The sequence below is a fragment of the Marivita sp. GX14005 genome, assembly GCF_023370775.1.
Lineage (GTDB): Bacteria > Pseudomonadota > Alphaproteobacteria > Rhodobacterales > Rhodobacteraceae > Marivita.
The window spans coordinates 530,895-550,058 of the sequence record NZ_JAMCCQ010000001.1; the positions used below are offsets into that span (position 1 = coordinate 530,895).

Annotated in this window: 19 protein-coding genes and 1 riboswitch; of the genes, 12 read left to right on the forward strand and 7 right to left on the reverse strand. The window is 64.4% G+C overall.

Going from position 1 to position 19,164, the window contains the following annotated elements; all coding sequences use genetic code 11:
- The 3 genes from M3465_RS02730 to mnhG are packed head-to-tail and all read left to right on the forward strand — an operon-like array spanning window position 1 to window position 1,165.
- Window positions 1–501 (forward strand): Na+/H+ antiporter subunit E, encoded by a 501-nt coding sequence (locus M3465_RS02730; protein WP_249500165.1) that lies wholly within the window; start codon window positions 1–3, stop codon window positions 499–501.
- Window positions 498–785, forward strand: coding sequence for a K+/H+ antiporter subunit F (locus M3465_RS02735; protein ID WP_283254896.1), 288 nt, complete (start codon window positions 498–500; stop codon window positions 783–785). Before M3465_RS02730 ends, M3465_RS02735 begins: the two co-directional genes overlap by 4 nt.
- The gene (mnhG, locus tag M3465_RS02740; protein ID WP_249500166.1) at window positions 782–1,165 is read left to right on the forward strand and encodes a monovalent cation/H(+) antiporter subunit G; all 384 of its coding nucleotides are present in this window, start codon (window positions 782–784) and stop codon (window positions 1,163–1,165) included. The genes M3465_RS02735 and mnhG overlap by 4 nt, the downstream gene beginning before the upstream one ends.
- An 18-nt stretch (window positions 1,166–1,183) precedes the next feature.
- Here mnhG and M3465_RS02745 read toward each other — a convergent pair whose 3' ends face one another.
- The 4 genes from M3465_RS02745 to M3465_RS02760 all read right to left on the reverse strand — a co-directional run bounded on the left by M3465_RS02745 (window position 1,184) and on the right by M3465_RS02760 (window position 4,880).
- The gene (locus tag M3465_RS02745) at window positions 1,184–2,563 is read right to left on the reverse strand and encodes an aspartate aminotransferase family protein (protein ID WP_249500167.1); all 1,380 of its coding nucleotides are present in this window, start codon (window positions 2,561–2,563) and stop codon (window positions 1,184–1,186) included.
- Window positions 2,564–2,593: 30 nt separating this feature from the next.
- A complete protein-coding gene (locus M3465_RS02750; RefSeq protein WP_249500849.1) occupies window positions 2,594–4,069 on the reverse strand; it encodes an NAD-dependent succinate-semialdehyde dehydrogenase in 1,476 nt (491 codons plus the stop codon).
- Window positions 4,070–4,185: 116 nt separating this feature from the next.
- Window positions 4,186–4,668, reverse strand: a complete 483-nt coding sequence (locus M3465_RS02755) for an Lrp/AsnC family transcriptional regulator (protein WP_249500168.1) — start codon at window positions 4,666–4,668, stop codon at window positions 4,186–4,188.
- Window positions 4,665–4,880: a hypothetical protein gene (locus tag M3465_RS02760; protein WP_249500169.1), complete on the reverse strand. Its 216-nt coding sequence runs from the start codon at window positions 4,878–4,880 to the stop codon at window positions 4,665–4,667. The genes M3465_RS02755 and M3465_RS02760 overlap by 4 nt, the downstream gene beginning before the upstream one ends.
- On the opposite strand from M3465_RS02760, the gene M3465_RS02765 reads away from it, so the two are divergent.
- From M3465_RS02765 to doeB, 9 genes are all read left to right on the forward strand, one after another.
- Window positions 4,867–5,883, forward strand: coding sequence for a TRAP transporter substrate-binding protein (locus tag M3465_RS02765; RefSeq protein ID WP_249500170.1), 1,017 nt, complete (start codon window positions 4,867–4,869; stop codon window positions 5,881–5,883). The genes M3465_RS02760 and M3465_RS02765 overlap by 14 nt on opposite strands.
- 99 nt (window positions 5,884–5,982) lie before the next feature.
- Window positions 5,983–6,576 carry a TRAP transporter small permease gene (locus M3465_RS02770; protein WP_249500850.1) on the forward strand — a complete coding sequence of 198 codons (594 nt, stop codon included), beginning with the start codon at window positions 5,983–5,985 and terminating at the stop codon, window positions 6,574–6,576.
- Window positions 6,577–6,579: 3 nt separating this feature from the next.
- A complete protein-coding gene (locus M3465_RS02775) occupies window positions 6,580–7,863 on the forward strand; it encodes a TRAP transporter large permease (protein ID WP_249500171.1) in 1,284 nt (427 codons plus the stop codon).
- Between the two features lie 7 nt (window positions 7,864–7,870).
- The gene (locus M3465_RS02780; protein ID WP_249500172.1) at window positions 7,871–8,308 is read left to right on the forward strand and encodes a universal stress protein; all 438 of its coding nucleotides are present in this window, start codon (window positions 7,871–7,873) and stop codon (window positions 8,306–8,308) included.
- A gap of 9 nt (window positions 8,309–8,317) precedes the next feature.
- Complete coding sequence (locus tag M3465_RS02785) at window positions 8,318–9,112, forward strand: maleate cis-trans isomerase family protein (protein ID WP_249500173.1); 795 nt, start codon at window positions 8,318–8,320, stop codon at window positions 9,110–9,112.
- Window positions 9,079–10,086 carry a hydroxyectoine utilization dehydratase EutB gene (eutB, locus tag M3465_RS02790; RefSeq protein ID WP_502846094.1) on the forward strand — a complete coding sequence of 336 codons (1,008 nt, stop codon included), beginning with the start codon at window positions 9,079–9,081 and terminating at the stop codon, window positions 10,084–10,086. Before M3465_RS02785 ends, eutB begins: the two co-directional genes overlap by 34 nt.
- Entirely contained in the window at window positions 10,083–11,063 is a 981-nt protein-coding gene (gene eutC / locus M3465_RS02795) for an ectoine utilization protein EutC (protein WP_249500175.1), read from the forward strand. The genes eutB and eutC overlap by 4 nt, the downstream gene beginning before the upstream one ends.
- Window positions 11,060–12,244 carry an ectoine hydrolase DoeA gene (gene doeA / locus M3465_RS02800; RefSeq protein WP_249500176.1) on the forward strand — a complete coding sequence of 395 codons (1,185 nt, stop codon included), beginning with the start codon at window positions 11,060–11,062 and terminating at the stop codon, window positions 12,242–12,244. Before eutC ends, doeA begins: the two co-directional genes overlap by 4 nt.
- Entirely contained in the window at window positions 12,241–13,230 is a 990-nt protein-coding gene (gene doeB, locus M3465_RS02805; RefSeq protein ID WP_249500177.1) for a N(2)-acetyl-L-2,4-diaminobutanoate deacetylase DoeB, read from the forward strand. The genes doeA and doeB overlap by 4 nt, the downstream gene beginning before the upstream one ends.
- 3 nt (window positions 13,231–13,233) lie before the next feature.
- Here the strand turns inward: doeB and M3465_RS02810 are convergent, their stop codons facing one another.
- The 3 genes from M3465_RS02810 to M3465_RS02820 are packed head-to-tail and all read right to left on the reverse strand — an operon-like array spanning window position 13,234 to window position 18,861.
- Window positions 13,234–16,380, reverse strand: a complete 3,147-nt coding sequence (locus M3465_RS02810) for an efflux RND transporter permease subunit (protein ID WP_249500178.1) — start codon at window positions 16,378–16,380, stop codon at window positions 13,234–13,236.
- Window positions 16,380–17,651 (reverse strand): efflux RND transporter periplasmic adaptor subunit, encoded by a 1,272-nt coding sequence (locus tag M3465_RS02815; protein ID WP_249500179.1) that lies wholly within the window; start codon window positions 17,649–17,651, stop codon window positions 16,380–16,382. Before M3465_RS02815 ends, M3465_RS02810 begins: the two co-directional genes overlap by 1 nt.
- 13 nt (window positions 17,652–17,664) lie before the next feature.
- Window positions 17,665–18,861 (reverse strand): fasciclin domain-containing protein, encoded by a 1,197-nt coding sequence (locus M3465_RS02820; protein ID WP_249500180.1) that lies wholly within the window; start codon window positions 18,859–18,861, stop codon window positions 17,665–17,667.
- A gap of 184 nt (window positions 18,862–19,045) precedes the next feature.
- Window positions 19,046–19,134: riboswitch (TPP riboswitch) on the forward strand.
- Window positions 19,135–19,164: the final 30 nt, after the last annotated feature.

Genomic DNA, 19,164 nt, shown 5'->3' on the forward strand with positions numbered 1-19,164 from the left:
ATGTCCCGCGCCTTGCAATGGCTGTTGCCGCATCCCTACCTGACGCTGCTTCTCGCGCTGGTCTGGATCATCCTGCAGAACGAAATCAGCGCGGGCATGTTTGTGTTCGGCCTGATCCTCGGTATCATCATCCCCTGGAGCACATCGGTCTGGTGGCCCGACACACCCAAGGGATTCAGGGTCAGCCGCATGGTGCCCTATATCCTCATCGTGCTTTGGGACATCGTGGTCGCAAACCTGCAGGTCGCCTGGATCGTTCTCACGGTTCCCAACGCCAAGCTGAAACCGGCCTGGATCGTCGTGCCGCTCGACTTGCGACAGCCCGAGGCGATCACGGTGCTGGCGGGCACGATCACGCTGACGCCCGGAACCGTTTCGGCGGATCTGTCGAACGAGGGGCATAGCCTACTGGTGCACGTGCTCCATACGGAGGATCCGGACAGCGTGCGCGACGATATCAAGCAGCGCTATGAAAAGCGCCTGACGGAGATCTTCTCATGACCGCCGCACTCGACTTCATGAATATCACGCTGATGATTGCGCTCGCGTCGCTGGCGCTCGGGCAAATCCTGTCGATGGTCCGTCTGGTCATCGGGCCGACATCGGGCGACCGGATCCTCGCGCTCGACACGATGGTCATCAACGCGCTCGGCTTGATCGTGGTGCTGGGCATCTATGAAGGCGTGCGCATCTATTTCGAGGTGTCGCTTCTGGTGGCGATGCTCGGCTTCGTGTCGACCGTCGCGCTGGCGCGGTTCATCCTGCGGGGGGATATCATCGAATGACGCTTCAGATCATCGGGATATACGCAACCGGCATCTGCCTTCTCATCGGCGCGGGCTTCGTGCTTGTCGGGGTGATCGGGCTTCTCAAGTTCAACGATTCCATGACACGGCTCCATGCGCCGACGAAGGTGGGCACGATGGGGATCGGGATGCTGCTCCTCGGCTCGATGCTTCATTCCTTTTCGCTCGCGGACGGGTCGTTTCACGAGACGCTGATCATGGCGTTCTTGTTCGTGACCGCGCCGATTTCGGCCAATTTCATCGCCAAGGTGCATCTGCACCGCCGCGATTGCACCACGCCCCCACCGCCACCGCGCGACGATACATGGTCCTCGCTCGAGGGCGATCTGGAGTTGCAGGCCGGCGCCGCGCAGAAGTGACGCGGCGCCGGCGCGCGGTCAGCCCAGAATGTCGGCGACCGCCGCTTTGGTCACATCGACGACCGTATCCGCCTCCTCTCGCGTCAGCGAGAAAGGCGGCGCGAAGCCGATGATGTCGCCTTGCGGCATAGCCCGCGCGATGACGCCGCGGTCGAGCATCTTGCCGACGACTTGCGCGGCGATCTTCTCGCCCGCGTCGAAGAACACACGATCCCCGCAATCCTTGACCAGTTCGACCGCGCAGAGCATCCCCTCGCCGCGCACTTCGCCGATATGGGCGTGATCGCCCAGCGCATCGCGCATCGCGCTGTTGAGGTAGGCGCCGACCTCTCCTGCGTTGCTGACAAGGTTCAGCTCGTCCAGCAGCTTGAGATTGGCGACGCCCGCCGCCGCACCGATGGGGTGGGCCGAATAGGTCCAGCCGTGCCCAATGGGGCCGTTTTCGTCGGTGCCGCGTTCCAGCACCTCCCACATCCGGTCCGAGACGATGGAGCCCGAGAGCGGCGCGTAGGCCGAGGTCAGCCCCTTGGCGATGGTGATGAGATCGGGCTTCAACCCATAGTGATCGAAGCCCATCATCGAGCCGAGCCGTCCGAACCCGGTGACGACCTCGTCTGCGATGAGCAGGATGTCGTGCTTTTGCAGCACGGCCTGGATCGCGCCCCAATAGCCGGCGGGCGGGGGAACGATACCGCCGGTGCCGAGAACCGGCTCGCCGATGAAAGCGGCGATGGTGTCCGCGCCTTCGCGGTCGATCAGCGCCTCCAGTTCCGCGACGCAATGCGCGGTGAATTGCTCCTCGCTCTGGTCCAGATCGTCGCGGCGGAAGTAATACGGCGCTTCGGTATGGATTACCTGGCTTAGCGGCAGATCGAATTTCTTGTGGAAAAGCTCCAGCCCGGTGAGCGATCCTGTCACCAGCCCCGAGCCGTGATAGCCGCGCCAGCGCGATATGATCTTCTTTTTCTCCGGGCGGCCGAGAATGTTGTTGTAATACCAGACCAGCTTGATGTTGGTCTCGTTTGCGTCCGAGCCGGACAGACCGTAATAGACGTGGTTCATCCCCTCCGGCGCGCGGTCGGCGATCATCTTGGACAGGGTGATCGACGCTTCGGTGCCGTGGCCGACATAGGAATGGTAATAGGCCAGCTCATGCGCCTGCGCCGCGATGGCGTCCGCGATTTCTGAGCGGCCATAGCCCACATTCACGCAATAAAGCCCCGCGAACGCATCGAGCGATGTGCGCCCCTCGCGGTCGGTGATGTGAACGCCGCTGGCGCCGGTGATGATCCGGTTTCCCATCTCGCGGCGCGCGAACTGGCCAAGATGCGTCGAGGGATGGAAGAAGTGATCGTGATCCCATTGGGTCAACTGGTCGTTGGTGAAGTGCTTGTTCATCGTTCTGTCCTTCTTGTCTTGGGCGAGGGCTCAGGCCCAGTCGCGGCATACATATTTGACTTCGGTAAAGGCTTCGAGCCCGAGGCGCGAGCCCTCGCGGCCAAGGCCGGATTGTTTCATGCCGCCGAAGGGGATCGGCGCTCCCGTGACCTTGGTGCGGTTCACCGCCACCATGCCGAAGCGCATCGCGCGGCTGGCGCGGTAGATGCGGCGCGGATCCTGCGTGTGCAGATAGGCGACAAGGCCGAATTCGGTGTCATTGGCGCGGCGGATCGCCTCGTCCTCGCTGTCGAAGGGCGCGATGGCGGCCACGGGGCCGAAGGTTTCCTCGTGCATGATCTTCGCGTCCGCTGGCACATCGGCCAGAACGGTCGGCTGGAAGAAAAGATCGCCCGCGTCATGCCGCCCCCCGCCGCAGAGCAGTTTCGCGCCGCGCTCCAGCGCGTCGTCGACATGCGCCTGCTGCTTTGCCAGCGCCTTTTCGTTCATCAGCGGGCCTATATCGGGATCGTCGATACCAGCACCGACGCTCAGCGCGCGGGTGCGGTCGGTGAAGGCGCCGCAGAAGGCGTCATAGACCGATCGTTCGATCAGGAAGCGGTTGGCGCCGAGGCAGTCCTGCCCGGAGGTGGCGAATTTCGCCTTGATCGCCTCATCGACGGCGCGGTCCATATCGGCATCGGCGAAGACGACGAACGGCGCATGGCCGCCAAGCTCAAGCACCAGCCGCTTAATCGTATCGGCGCCCTGCCGGTAAAGAAGCCGGCCCACCTCGGTCGAGCCGGTGAAGGACACGGCGCGGATGCGCGGATCGTTCATCCAGGCTCCGACGATGGTGGGCGCATCGCCGGTGATGACGTTGAACACGCCGTCCGGCATCCCGGCGCGGCGAGCCAGTTCGGCGAGGGCGAGCGCGGAATAGGGCGTTTCGATGGAAGGATGCGCAACCACGGTGCAGCCAGCCGCCAGCGCGGCGGCAGCCTTGCGGGTCAGCATTGCAGAAGGGAAATTCCAGGGCGTGATCAGCGCGGCCACGCCGACCGGCTCGCGCCAGATCTCGACCTCGGCATCGGGCAGATGCGAGGTAACGCCCTCGATATTCGGGCGACGGGCCTCCTCGGCATAGAACTCCAGAAACGCGGCGGCATAATCGATCTCTCCGCGCGATTCCGAGATCGGCTTGCCCTGCTCCGCGGTCATGATCCGGGCGAGATCCTCGCGGTTTTCCAGCATCAGCTCGAACCAGCGGCGCAGGATCGCGGTGCGCTCTTGCGGCAGGGTATGCGCCCAGGCGGGCCATGCCGCTTGGGCCGCCTTGGCCGCGCGGGCAGCATCATCGGCTGTCAGGCACGCCACCTGCCCCAGTTCGCTATCGTCAGCCGGGTTCGAAACCCCGCGCGATGCGCCATCGCTGGCCTCGGTCCAGGCGCCGTCAAGGAACGCTTTGCCGGAAAGCAACGTTGAATCGGTGATATCGTCAAGGATCGGGCGGGCATGGGTCAGCATTTCGTTCACGGCAACCTCATCGGATTCGGGGGAGTTGGCACAGAGCTAAAACAGAACGCGCCGAGAGGTTTTCGCGAAATCGCGGGGGCGGGCCGAAAATTCTTCGGCGCAGGCAGCTACTCTTGAAACAGGATGTCCAAAGGCGGCGGCGTGGCCTTGACGGGCTTGGTCACGATATAGCTGAAATACCGCGCGACCCCGGCGCGCTGTTCGAGAACCGTGTCCATCAAGGCCTGATAGCTGTCGATATCGCGGGTGACGACCTGAACGAGGTAATCGAAGCCCCCGCCCAGCGCCCAGCATCCGATGATCTCGTCATGGCGGGCAATCTCGCGTTCGAACCGGTCGAAGCTGCTGCTGCGATGCTCGCCCAGTTCGACGGTGACGAAAACCGTCACGGACGGGCCGAGCGCGCGCAGGGACACGTCGGCCCGATACCCCGAGATCGCGCCGATTTCTTCGAGCCTTTGCAAGCGTTCCCAACAGCTTGTCGGACCGAGCCCGACCTTGCGCGCAAGTTCGCTCTTGGCGATGCGGCCGTTGCGGGCGAGGATCGAAAGCAGTTCGAGATCGAGCCGGTCGAGACGGTGCGTTTTCATCGCGCCATCATGTCGATGCAAGCCGCCGGCTTGTCAATCGAATGGGCGCCGGCGCGCCCGTTGCCGACGGCCCGAAACCCGCCGGAAAAGAGGTTTTTTTCACAAGCGTTGACTCTCAGAGGCTGAGATTTCATCCTTCCAGCCAAGGGGACAGCGTCACTTACGTTACGCAACCACTGAAAAAACAAGGAGGTTTTGATGATCAATCGCATGACGACCCTCATGACAAGCGCGGCGCTTCTGGCGCTGGCAACCGGTGCGGGCGCGGATACCTGGCGCTACGCACACGAGGAAGCGGCGACCGAAGTTCAGGGGGTCTTCGCCCAGAAGTTCAAGGAAGAGATCGAGGCCAATTCCGATCACACCGTCCAGCTGTTCCCCTTCGGCACGCTGGGCGAGAGCGCCGATATCATGGAGCAGGCGCAGGCCGGCATCCTGCAATTCGTCAACCAGTCGCCCGGCTTCACCGGCGCGCTGATTCCAGAGGCGCAGGTGTTCTTCGTGCCCTACCTGTTGCCGCAGGACGAGACGCAGTTGCAGAACTTCTTCCGCAACTCCAAGGCCATCAACGAGCTTTTCCCGCCGCTTTACGCGGAACAGGGCCTTGAGCTTCTGACCATGTATCCCGAGGGCGAGGTCTGCATGACCACCAAGGAAGAGGTCAGATCGCCCGAGGATCTCGAAGGCGTGAAATTCCGCGTCATGACCAACCCGCTGCTGGTCGAAAGCTACAACGCCTTCGGCGCGACCCCGACCCCTCTGCCCTGGGGCGAGGTTTATGGCGCGATGCAGACCGGCATCATCCAGGGCCAGGAAAACCCCCGGTTCTTCCTCGATTCGACGAAGATGTATGAGGTGACCGATTACATCACCTGTATCGGGCACAACAACTTCACCACGGCCCTGATGGCGAACAAGCAATTCTATGACGGGCTGGGCGAGGAGGATCAGCAACTGATCCAGAACGCCACCGACGCGGCGTTCGAATATATCCTCGGCTATCAGGAAGAGCTCGGCAAGGAGAGCTTCGACAACATCAAGGCGGCCAAGCCCGACATCACCATCAACATCCTGTCGGAGGAGGAGCGCGCGCCCTTCATGGCCACATCCGGCCCCGTCGAGGACGCCTATATCGAGATGACCGGCGACACCGGCAAGGAGATTCTCGATCAGATGAAAGCGGATCTCGAAGAGGCCAAATCGGCCGACCAGTAAGCTCGCACGGCCCGCCGCCCCGACGCGGCGGGCCGTAGACACAATTGCGCTCGGATAAAGATCACCCTGATGACAGAAGACACCGACAAGACGGGCGCGATGCAGCAGCCCACCGGGGATCCGGATCTCGAAACGCTGACCGATGATACATCCGCCCTTCCGGGGCTGCTCGGAACGCTGGATCTGGCAATCGCCAAGCTCGAAGCGATCATGCTGGCGGTCGGGGTGCTGCTCATGGCGCTCAACACGGTTGCCAATGTCATCGGGCGGGTCTTCTTCGAAAGCCTGTATTTTTCCGAGGAACTGAACCGGATCCTCATCATCCTGATCACCTTTGCCGGGATCAGCTACGCGGCGCGGCACGGGCGGCATATCCGCATGTCGGCGATCTATGACACATTGCCACCCAAGCCGCGCAAGGCGCTGACGATCCTGATCGCGCTCGTCACCGCGGTCTTCATGCTGGGTCTGGCCTGGTATTCGCTGCAATTCCTGCTGACGACGATGGGGCGCGGGCGGGTCTTGCCGGCGCTGCAGATCCCGGTCTGGATCACGCTCTGCTGGGTGCCGCTCGGCTTTCTGTTGACGGGGCTGCAATATGTGCTGACGGCGATCAAGAATATGATCGAGCCGGATATCTACCTTTCGACCAATGTGCTCGAAGGTTACGACAATGACGAGCGGGAGATCTGAGCGATGGCATGGACCGTATTCAGCGTGATGATCGTCCTTCTGCTGCTGGGCTTTCCGATGATGATCCCGCTCCTGGCGGGCACGCTCACCGGGTTCCTGCTCATCTTCGGCGATTTCGGACAGATCGAGACGGCCGTTCAACAGATGATCGCGGGGATCCGTCCGGCATCGCTTATCGCCGTGCCGATGTTCATCTTCGCAGCCGACATCATGACGCGCGGACAATCGGCGGGGCGGCTCATCGACATGGTGATGAGCTTCGTGGGCCATCTCAAGGGCGGGCTTGCGGTCTCCACCGCGACGGCCTGCACGATGTTCGGCGCTGTGTCGGGCTCCACGCAGGCGACGGTGGTGGCGGTCGGCTCTCCGCTGCGCCCCCGGATGCTGAAGGCGGGCTACAAGGACAGTTTCGTGCTCGCGCTCATCGTCAATTCGAGCGATATCGCCTTTCTCATCCCGCCCTCCATCGGGATGATCATCTACGGCGTCGTGTCGAACACCTCGATCGCGGAGCTTTTCATCGCCGGGATCGGGCCGGGGCTGCTCATCCTGCTGTGCTTTTCGATCTTCTCGGTGATCTACGCGGTGCGCCATGACGTGCCGACCGAACCCAAGGCGCCGTGGTCCGCGCGCTTCAAGGCGGTGCAGAAGGCGCTCTGGCCAATGGGCTTTCCGGCCATCATCATCGGCGGCATTTACGGCGGCATCTTTTCTCCGACCGAAGCGGCGGCGGCCTGCGTGCTCTATGCGCTGATCCTCGAAGTCATCATCTTCCGCGAACTGGACCTGCGCGGCGTTTACGAGACCGCGAAATCCACAGGGCTCATCACGGCCGTTGTCTTTATCCTCGTCGGAGCCGGGGCCGCGTTTTCCTGGGTGATCTCCTTTGCGCAAATTCCGCAGGCGGTTCTTGGTGCCGTCGGGATCGACAGCATGGGACAGGTTGGCGTGCTTTTCGTGATCTCCATCGCGTTCTTCATCGGCTGCATGTTCGTCGATCCGATCGTCGTGATCCTCGTGCTGGTGCCGATCTTCGCGCCGGTGGTGCAGTCGGTCGGGCTCGATCCGGTGCATGTCGGCATCATCATCACGTTGCAGGTCGCCATCGGGTCGGCCACACCGCCATTCGGCTGCGATATCTTCACCGCCATCGCAGTGTTCAAACGCCCCTATGCCGAGGTGGTGCGCGGCACGCCGCCGTTCATCGCGATCCTGCTATCGGTTTCCGTCGCACTCATCTTCTTCCCGCAGATCGCCCTTTTCCTGCGTGACCTCGCGTTCAACTAGGTTTTCCATGTTCAATACGATCCTCGCCGCCTGTGACGGCTCCGCGCAATCCGAAACCGCCGTGAAGATGGCTGTCGATCTCGCCAAGCTCAGCGATGCCAAATTGCTGATTTTGACGGTCTACCGCCATCATTCGATGCGGGAGGCGTCGCTTTCGATGGTACAGGGGCCGAAGCATCTCTCGCCGGATCAGGCGCTTCAGGAAAGCGCGCGGGAGATTGCGGACGCCGCGCGCAAGATCGCGCTCGAAGCGGGGCTGACGAATGTGCGCGCCTTCGTGCGGTCTGGCCAGCCGGCCCGCGCCGTGGTCGAGTTCGCCAAGAAGCACGAGGCGGACTTGATCGTGCTGGGATCGCGCGGCGCGGGATCGGTTGACGGCTACTTCCTCGGCAGCGTGTCGCACAAGGTCACCGGGCTCTCGTCGATCCCGGTCATGGTCGTCTGAGCGCCCGCCGTGGCCTCCCGCGCCCCGGCAAGGATCGAGACGCTCGCGCCCCGCTGCCTTCCTGCGGATACGGACCTGCCGCGTCTCGGCATCATCGCGCTGGCGACGGACCTGACCATCGAGCGCGACGCGCCCCGGCTGGTCGAGCGCGACGAAGCGGTGGTGCATGTGGCGCGTATCCCGTTCGAGAACCCGACCACTCCCGAGAACCTGCGCGCGATGGGGCCGAATATTGCCGCCGCTGCGGCGCTTCTGGTTCCGGGGGCGGAGCTTGCGGCGGTGGCATTCGCCTGCACGTCAGCCTCGGTAACAATCCACAACGATTTCGTCAGCGGCGCGATTGCGCAGGAGCGTTCCGGCGTCCCCGTCGTCACGCCATCCTCTGCCGCATTGGCCGGTCTCAAGGCACTGAGCGCGCGGCGCATCGCGATCCTCACGCCTTACCTTCGCGAAACGACAGGCCCCATCGTCAATTACTTCGAAGCGAACGATATCGAGGTTAAGCGCGCCGGCTGCTTCGGCCTCGCCGATGACACCGACATGGCGCGGCTCGATCCCGAAACCATCATCGATGCAGCGGTCTCGCTCGGCAGCGCCGATGTCGATGCGGTCTTCCTGTCCTGCACAGCGATGCCCGCGCTCGACGTGATCGACGAGATCGAGGCGCGGCTCGACAAACCGGCGCTCTGCTCCAATCAGGCGACCTTCTGGGCGATGCGCGGGATCGCCGGGCTGCCGCCGCGCGCGGATGCGGTGGGCCGCCTGTTCCAATGCCCCGTGCCGGACTGGGGCATCATCCCGTGACCGCGCCTTTCTTCGGCCTGGGCCAGATCGAAGTCGCGCGAAAGCGGATCGACGGTCACGTCCGGCGAACCTTTACCGACCTGTCGCCGAGCCTGTCGAACAGGATGGGCCAGCCAGTCTGGCTCAAACTCGAACATCAGCAGATCACCGGCAGCTTCAAACTGCGCGGCGCGACGAACGCGGTTCTGGCGCTTGACGATGCAGCGCGGGCGCGCGGGATCGTGGCCGTGTCCACCGGCAATCACGGGCGCGCGCTGGCCCATGCCGCACGGCAGGCCGGAGCGCGCGCGGTGATCTGCATGTCCAACCTCGTGCCGCAGGCCAAGATCGACGGGATCGCCGCGCTCGGGGCCGAGATCCGCATCATCGGCCATTCGCAGGACGAGGCGCAGCGCGAGGTGGACCGGCTCATCGCCGAGGACGGCATGACGACCATTCCGCCCTTCGATCATCCCGAGGTGATCGCCGGGCAAGGCACGCTCGGCCTCGAACTTCTCGATGACGTGCCGGATGTCGATACGGTGCTGGTGCAACTGTCCGGCGGCGGGCTGATCTCGGGCGTTGCCGCCGCGATCAAGGCGCATCGGCCCGATATGCGCATCATCGGCATCACGATGGAACGGGGCGCGGCGATGCACGCCTCTCTGCGCGCCGGAAAGCCCGTCGAAGTCGAGGAACTACCAACGCTCGCGGATTCGCTCGGAGGCGGGATCGGGCTCGATAACCGCTTCACCTTCGCCATGACGCGCGCGCTGGTCGATGATGTGATCCTGCTGAGCGAGGAGGAGATCGCCGCCGGGATCTGCCATTGTTACTACCGCGAAGGCCAGATCGTCGAAGGGTCGGGTTCGGTCGGTGTCGCGGCGCTTTTGGCCAACAAGGTGCGGTCGAACGGCCCTATTGCGGTGATTCTGAGCGGTGGCAACATCGACATGACCGATCACCGAACCCTTGTATGCGGAGGCGCGCCATGAGCGATATCCTCGTTCTGGAGGAAGCAGACCTGCGGACGGCTGTCCCGCTCGATCTTGCGGCGGTGGATTGCGTGGAACAGGCCTTTGTCGCCTTGGCGGGCGACGGCGTGGTCATGCCGTCGGTGCTGTCGATGCACTTGCCGATGGTCAATGGCGAGGTCGATATCAAGACGGCGTTCCTGCCGGGATTTTCGGGCTTCGCCGTCAAGGTCTCCCCCGGCTTCTTCGACAATCCCGCGCGCGGTTTGCCCTCGACCTCCGGCCTGATGGTGCTCTTATCCGCCGAGACGGGCCGCGTGCAGGCGGTGCTGCTCGACAATGGCTATCTGACCGATTTGCGCACCGCCGCCGCCGGTGCCGTCGCCGCGCGGGTTTTGTCGCGAGTGGATAGCCGACGCGCGGCGATTTTCGGAGCCGGCACGCAGGCCCGGATGCAATTGCAGGCGCTCACCCTTGTCCGGCCCATCGAAAGCGCCGTGATCTGGGCGCGCAACATTGATGCTGCGGAGCAAGCGGCGCGTGATTGTGCGGAGACTCTGGGCATTCCCGTCACCGCCGTGCCCGATGGCGCCGAGGCGGCGCGGGAGGCCGATATCATCGTCACCACGACCCCGGCGAGCACGCCCATCCTTCAAGCCAACTGGCTGCGCCCCGGTCAGCATGTGACCGCGATGGGATCGGACCAGCCCGGCAAATGCGAGCTCGATCCGGCGTGCCTGACGCGCGCCGATCTCTATGTCCCCGACCGGCTGTCGCAGACCCGGATCATGGGCGAGCTGCGCGCCGCAATCGACGCGGGCGCAATGGAGCCGGAGCGCGGCTTTGCCGAACTCGGCGAGGTGCTGACCGGCGCTGCGACGGGGCGGCAACGTGACACCGACATCACCATCGCCGATCTCACGGGCACCGGCGTTCAGGACACGGCCATCGCCACGCATGCCGTGGCGCGGATGACGAAAGGGGGGCGGGCGCAGTGACGACATATGAAAAGAACTTCACCACCGAGGAATACCAGCGCCGGATCGACAAGACCCGCGCGGCCATGTCCGTGAAGGGGCTCGACGCGATCGTCGTTTGCGATCCATCGAACATGTCGTGGCTCTCGGGCTATGACGGCTGGTCCTTCTATGTCTTTCAGGCCGTCATCCTGACGCATGAGGGCGATCCGATCTGGTGGGGCCGCGCGATGGATGCGCTCGGCGCACGGCGCACGGTGTTCATGGACGATGACGATAAAATTCGTGGCTATGACGACACCTATGTCCAGAACCCCGAAAAACATCCCATGACCGACATGGCGCAGCTTCTGGCCGAGCTGGGGCTGGAAAAGGCCCGGATCGGAGTGGAGATGGACAATTACTATTATTCCGCCACCGCGCATGTCGTATTGAACCAGGCGCTGCCCAAGGCGAGCCTGGCCGATTGCACCGGGCTGGTGAACTGGCAACGGGCCGTCAAGTCGGAGCGCGAGATCGAATACATGCAGCGCGCCGCGCGGATCGTCGAAAAGATGCACGAGCATATCGTGGAGATCGCCGAGCCGGGGATGCGCAAGAACGACCTGATCGCGGAAATCTACGCCACGGGGATTCGCGGTGCCGATGGCTATTGGGGCGATTACCCGGCCATCGTGCCGATGGCGCCCTCGGGGCTGGACGCAACCGCACCCCATCTGACATGGGACGACCGGCCGCTGGAAATCGGAGAGGCGACCTTCTTCGAAATCGCGGGCGCGCATCGGCGCTATCAATGCCCGCAATCGCGCACGCTTTTCCTGGGCGAAGTGCCGACGAAATATCTCGAAGCGACCAAGGCGGTGCTGGATGCCATCGAGGCGGGGCTCGAACAGGCGCGCCCCGGCAACCGGGCCGAGGATATCGCCAACGCGTTCAACGCGACGCTCAACAAGGCCGGGTTCGAAAAGGACAGCCGTTGCGGCTATGCCATCGGGATCAGCTACCCGCCCGATTGGGGCGAGCGCACCATCTCGTTCCGGCGCGGCGACATGACGGTTCTGGAACCGGGGATGACCTTCCACTTCATGCCGGCGCTCTGGCTTGACGATGGCGGGCTGGAGATCACCGAGCCGATCTTCATCACCGACACGGGGCATGAGTGCTTTTGCACCACCGAACGCAAACTCTGGGTGAAGTCATGAGCGACAGCGCGATCACGCCGACCATTCCGCTCGATGCGCAGGGCGTGCATCACGGGTTTCTGAAACTGCCCTTCAGCCGCGACGACAGCGCCTGGGGGTCGGTCATGGTGCCGATCACCGTCATCGCCAATGGAGAGGGTCCGACGGCGCTTTTGACCGGGGGCAATCATGGCGATGAATACGAAGGCCCGATCGCGCTTCAGGATCTCGCCTGCAGCCTCAAACCTTCGGAGGTGACGGGCCGGATCATCATCCTGCCGATGATGAACACCCCCGCCTTCGCTGCCGGGAAACGCTGCTCGCCCATTGATGGCGTGAACATGAACCGCTGTTTCCCGGGCCGCGCCGATGGCAGCGTGACGGAAAAGATCGCGCATTACATCGCGACACGGCTGGTGCCGCCCGCCGATATCGTTCTCGATTTCCACTCCGGCGGGCAGACGCTCGATTTCCTGCCCTATGCGGCGGCGCATGTGCTCGACAACAAGACGCAGGAAGACGCCTGCATGGCCGCGATGCAGGCGTTCAACGCGCCCTATTCGGTGCGGATGCTGGAGATCGACCTTGTCGGCATGTTCGACACCGAGGTCGAAGGGCAGGGCAAGGTGTTCGTCACGACCGAGCTTGGCGGCGCGGGCACCGCCACGGCGCGCAGCGTCGCGATTGCCCGCAAGGGAGCGCGCAACCTGCTGCGCCATGCGGGGATCCTGTCGGGCGCGCCGCAGATCGAGGAAACGGTGCAGCTCGACATGCCCGACGAGCGATGCTTCCAATTCGCGCTCGAGCCGGGGCTGATCGAGTATCAGGCCGACCTGGGCGACGAAGTGCGCGAGGGACAACCCATCGCCCGCATCTGGCGCAGCGACCGCACCGGCGCGGCGCCCGTCCCGTGCCTCGCCCGGCGTGATGGCATCCTGGCCGCGCGCCATGTGCCGGGGCTGGTGAAGATGGGCGATTTCGTCGGGTTGGTGGCCGAACGGCTGTAAGGCTCAGGCCGGATCGGACGCGCCGCGTCTCCCGGTGATCCGGCGGCGCACGCCCGCATAGAGCGCCGCATAGGCCGGGACCAGCACCATTTGCAGGACTGAGACGAACAGCACCCCTGCCCCGAGGCTGACGGCAGTGGGGATCAGGAACTGCGCCTGCACCGAGGTTTCCAGCACCAGCGGAGTGATCCCGAGAAAAGTCGTCAACGTGGTCAGCATGACCGGTCGGAAGCGGCTGAGCGTCGCTTCCACGATCGCCTCCTGCGGCGGCGTGCCGCCTGCTTCGGCTTCCTGAATGAAATCGACGATAAGCAAGCTGTCATTGACGATCACCCCGGCCAGCCCGACGATCCCGAACATCGACAGCAGCGTCAGATCGAGCCCGAGGATCGCATGGCCGATCACCGCACCAAGCGCGCCGAAGGGAATGACCAGCAGCACGATGGCGGGCCGGCCATAGCTGCCGAAGGCGAGCGCCAGAATGGCGTAGATCGCAAAAAGCGCGAGCAGGAAATTGAACGCAAGCGCGCCCGAGAAACGCCCCGCCTCCTCCTGCTCGCCGCCCGCCGATACGTCGAGCGCCGGATAATCCTCCTTGAGCTGCGGCACGATGGTCTGCATGAGCCATGCCGTTTCGGCGCCGCCGGTGGTGATCGCCGTGTCCACATCCGCCGACAGGGTGGTGATGGTGCGCCCGTCAACGCGTGTGATCGTCAATGGCGCGCGGTCGAAGGCCAGATCGGCCAGAACCGTGATCGGCAGCATCGCGTCCGATCCCGCCACGGGGATTTTCAGCGCCAGGAGATCGGCGATGGAATCGCGTTGATCGGGCACAAGGCGCAGGCGCACATCCACCTCCTCGCGGTCACGGGCGAACTGGTCGATCAGCGTGCCAAAAAACGCCGCGCGCACGGTGGTCGCGATATCGGACGCGCTGACGCCGAAGGCCTGCGCGGCGGGGCGCGGATCGATGGCGATCTCGCGTGCGGCGCTGAACCGGTCGTCGCGGATGTCCAGAACCCCGTCGCGCCCGGCCAGCGCCTCGCGCATCCGGCGCACCGCCGCATCGCGCGTGGCTTCGTCCTCCGCCGTCACTTCGAGCAGGATCGGCGCACCGACCCCGATCACCGAGGAGGAAAACAGAACCTCCCGCGCGCCGGGCACCCCGCCCACCGCTTCGCGCCAGGCTTGCCGGAACCGCTCCGCCGACAGATCCCGTTCGTTCGCATCGGCCAGCTTGACCTCGATCTTCGCGGTTGCGCCCGTGGCGGTGGCACTGGCACCACCCGGCCCGCCCGCCGAATTGGAGAACCCGACCGTGATCGCCGTGGCCTGCACGATATCGGGCGCTCCAAGCTCCTCCGCAGCCCGGCGGGCGGCGGCAACGAAGCGATCCGCGCGCGCGAGCGTCTCATCTTGGCTTGTGCCTTCGGGAAAGCGCAGCTCGGCGGTGACGAAATTGCCCTCGATCTGCGGAAAGAATGTGAACTTGACGACACCTCCCGCGATCAGCCCCGCACCTGCAATGGCGAGCGAAAGGCAGGTCGCGAAGGTAAACAGCGGATGCCGCACGGCCCCCGTGACAACGCGGCGGAGCGGCCCTTCGCGGAAACGCCGAAAGCGCCGGTCCACGAAACGCCGCGCCGCTTCCGTCAGGCGCCGTGGCGAAAACCGGCGCGGATCGGTCATCGAGATATGACTGAGATGCGTTGGCAGGATCAGGAAGCTCTCGATCAGCGACACGGTCAGAACGTAGATCACGACAGCGGCCACGGGCGAGATGAAAGACCCCGACGACCCCGGCAAAAAGAGCAGCGGCACGAAGGCGAAAATCGTCGTGGTGACGGAAAAGAGGATCGGACGCCAGACGCGCAACGTGCCTTCGCGCGCCGCCTCGGCTCCGTCGCCGCTTTCCTCCAGCCGGGAAAAGACATTCTCACCCACTACGATCGCGTCATCGACAACGATCCCGAGCGCGAGGATGAAGCCGAAAAGCGAAAGCTGGTTGATGGTCGGCCCCAGGATCAGCATGGGCGCGAAGGCTCCGATGAAGGCAACGCCCACCCCGACGGCGACCCAGGCCGCGATGCGCAGGTCGAGAAAGAGCGTCAGCAGCAGCAGGATCAGCGCCGCGCCGATGAGCCCGTTCTTGACCAGCAGGTCGATCCGGCCTTGCAGGATATCGCCCTGATTGCGCCAGATCGTCGCTTGGATATCGCTCGGCAGGGAGGGACGCAGATCGGTTTCGACATAGTCCAGCACCGTGTCCGTGATCGCCGGCACCTGTTCAGAGGCCGCCCGGTTGATCGATACATAGACCGCCGGATCGCCGCCCAGCGTCGAACGGATGGCGCTTTCGGACAGATCATCGGAAACGCGGGTGATGTCGCCCAGCGATACGGTCGCGCCGGTGTCGTCGGTGAAGATCACGATATCGCGGTATTGGCCGGCGGCTTCAGCTTCCGCCTCGGTGCGGATCTGCAAATCCGTCCGGCCGGTATCGATCTGCCCGCCGGTCAGGTCCAGCGATTGCGCAGACACGAGGCGGCCAAGCTCGACAAGCCCGATGCCGTAGGATTCCAGCGTCTCGCGGGTGATTTCGATGTCGATCTGATCTTCGGGCACGCCCGAGATCGTGACCTGGCTGATCCCGGCCAAATCGGTCAACTCATCCCGCACCCGTTCGGCAAGCGCCTTGAGCGAGGCGCGTGGCACCGGCCCGTGCAGGGCGATCTGCACCGCCAGTTCCGTCGGCTCGACCTTGGCGATACGCGGCGCTTCGGCGCCTTCGGGCAAGGTTCCGATCCGCGCGATTTCGGTTTCGATGTCGTTCTCGACATCATCGACATTCGCCCCGCGCGTCAGTTCGGCGCTCACCGTGCCGAGCCCGCGCGAGGCGGTCGAGGTGAGCTTGCGCACCCCTTCAAGCCCCTGAAGCTGCTGTTCGATCGGGGTCAGGACCGCGTCGGCCACTTCGGACGGGCTGGCACCGGGATACACCGTGGTCACGGTGACGGTGCCGGTCGCGATCTCGGGAAAGGTGCGCACCGTCACGTTTAAAAGCGCCGCCACCCCCGCCGCGATAAGCGACAGCATCAGCAAATTGGCCGCCACGCGATTACCGAGGAACCATTTGATGAGCCCGGCCATCAGCGCACCGGCTCCGGCTTGCCCTCATTCTGCACGGTTTCGAGCCGGACCCGTTGACCGGCAACCGCGTCGGGCAGATCGCTGAGCATGACCCGCGCGCCCGCTGGCAGCGCCTCTGCCGCGATGAGAACCCTCGTCTCGCCGCGCTGCAGGGGCCGGACATCGCGCCGGTCCAGAACGCCGTCTTCGATCACCCAGATCGTTCCGCGCCCCTTGACCGCTTCGGGCGGCACGGACACGATATTGCGGTTTTCAAGACTGACCGGCAGTTCAAGTGCCACCAACTCGCCCACGCGGAGCGGACGGGAGCCGGCCCGGTCGCGCGAAAACGGATCGCGGACGGTCACGATCAGCCCGACCGTTCTTGTCTGCGGCGCGATATCGGGATCGACGGCTGTGACCTCGCCATAGGCCAGCACCCCGTCCGGCGCATCCGGCGCGCGCAGGATCACTTGGCCCCCGATGGCACGCTCGGCCTGCCCAAGCACGTCGAGATCGGGCGGCGTCAGGCCCATCTCGATCTCCGCTCCGCCTGCCGATACGAGTGTTCCGACCGGCACGCCCGGCTGCACGAGCGCGCCGGGCGCGGCGGATTGTTCGGTCACGAACGCATCGAAAGGTGCCGTGACGATGGCCTGATCGCGGCGGTCGCGCGCCTGTGTCAGCGCGGCTTCGGCGGCTGTCAGATCCGCCTCGGCGATGGCGACCTTGACGATCGCCTGTTGCAACCGCGCTTCAGAGGCGAACTCGCGCTCTTCGAGCTGTTCCTGGCGTTCACGCGCGATACGCGCCTCGGCCAAGGCGGCCTCTGCCTGTTCGACCCCTGCTTCGGCGCTGGCGATATCGGCCTCGATCCGCCCGGTATCGAGCCGGATCAGCAGCGCGCCGTCCTGCACGAAGGCACCCGTGCGAAACGTATCGCCGACCTCTACGATGCGACCGCCGATTTCGGCGGCGACCTCCACGCTTTCATCGGCGCGCACGAAGCCGGTCTGACGAATGGTCAGGCGGTCCGCCCGCTCGGCAAGCGCGCTGCGCACGAGCGGCGGCTGAGGGGGCGGCTTGGCCTCCCGGTCCTCGGGGCGGGACAGGAACCAGAACACCGCCGCGCCGAGCGCGAGAACCGCCAGCCCGGCCAGAAGCCAGAGCCATCCGCGCTTTTTTTGCGATGGCTCGTCATTCTCGCCGTCGGGCGCGCCGGGTTCGGGGCGGTGCAATTCGGGCGGGCCTTGCGGCTCCGGCGGGCCTTCCCGTTCCTCATCGGCCTTCATCGCGCCGCGCCGATCATTCCTGCGCCTCCGCCGCGCCATCATCCAGGATAACGCCCCCATCGAGCGGGTCGATGGACACGGAGCGGATATCGACCCGCCGCGTTTCCGGCTCGCCGAACTCGAACAACCCGCCATCCAGCTCGACCACCAAAGCATTGATGCGCGCACCCGAAAGCGAAATCACCAGATCGCCGACCTGCCCCATCTCGGTGCCGTCACTGCGGCGCACTGGCTTGCCGATCAGGGTTGTCACGGACACCAGATCATTCGTCAACTCTATCGCATCTCTGGAATCGGCTGATCGCTCGTCCGCCATAGGTTCCGCTTCCATGTCGGCCGCTTCTGGTTCCGACTTGTTTGCCGCCTCCCGCGCCGGCTCTGCGGGAAGGGTCGTGATGCTCGGCTCCGTGTCCTCGCGCGTGCCTTCCTTGTCGCCTTTCGGTTGATCGCTCTTCGGATCGTAGACGGTGACGGTAACAGGTGCATCGGGGTCATTCGCGCTCTTTTCGGGCGATGCCTCCATTGCGTTCGTGTCGCCTGGAAGCGGGACGGTCGCGCCGTCATCGGAGGCCGCGATGTCGTCCACGTAGGTATTGTCCGGCGTGCCGCCCGTATCCGCGACTTCGCGATCCTGCGGCTGGAGGCTATCGGCGCGCTCTACGAAATCGGGCGGCAAAAGAACGCGGTCGATGCCGTGGATCAGAATCCCTGGCCCGGCGGCGATATTACCGAACACGATCCGCGCCTCGTTGGCAGCGCGGGCCTGCAGCAGCGGTTCAATCGCATCCGTACCGTCAGGCGGTGCGATCTGTACGGTCAACTCTCCACGCGTATAGGTCACGACCATGCGATCCCCGGAGCGTGTCCGCATCTCGACGGGAATGTCATCGGCCTCATGCGGGCCTGCAGGAACGAGATGCAACGACAGCAATTCGCGAAGCGCATCGGCGTGTTCGGGGTTCTCGAAACCCTGGGCGATCGCCTCGGGCAAGCGCTCGAACGCCTCGTCCGTGGGCGCGAAGAAGGTAAGCGGTCCGTCCCCGAGCGCATCGCCGAAACCGGCCGCGTCGATCGATCGCGACAGCGTGTCGAACCTGCCATCCGCGGCCAGCGTCTCGACAGCATCCGCCGCAAGCGCCGTGTTCGCCATGACACTCGCGAAGATACACAGGATCGGTAATTTGAATGGACTGACAAGGTATACGCGCATAATCCCTACTCTTCGAACGACCGGTCGAGCGTGATCCGGCTGGATGCAAAGGCAACGCACTCAACTGGCGCGCCCGGCCTTGAAAGCAAGAAAACGCCGCCCCCGAACCGCAGGTTCCGACAGCGGCCCATCCGAACCGGCTGGGTATCATCGCCTTGACACCCGCTTGAGCCTGACGTAACGACACCTTCGCCGGGGGCGCTGCAAAGCTGAGACGTACCCTTTGAACCTGAACCAGATAATGCTGGCGGAGGGAGGTCACAGTCGCTTTGGATAGACCGGCCTGTGCTCTTCCTCGCCCCA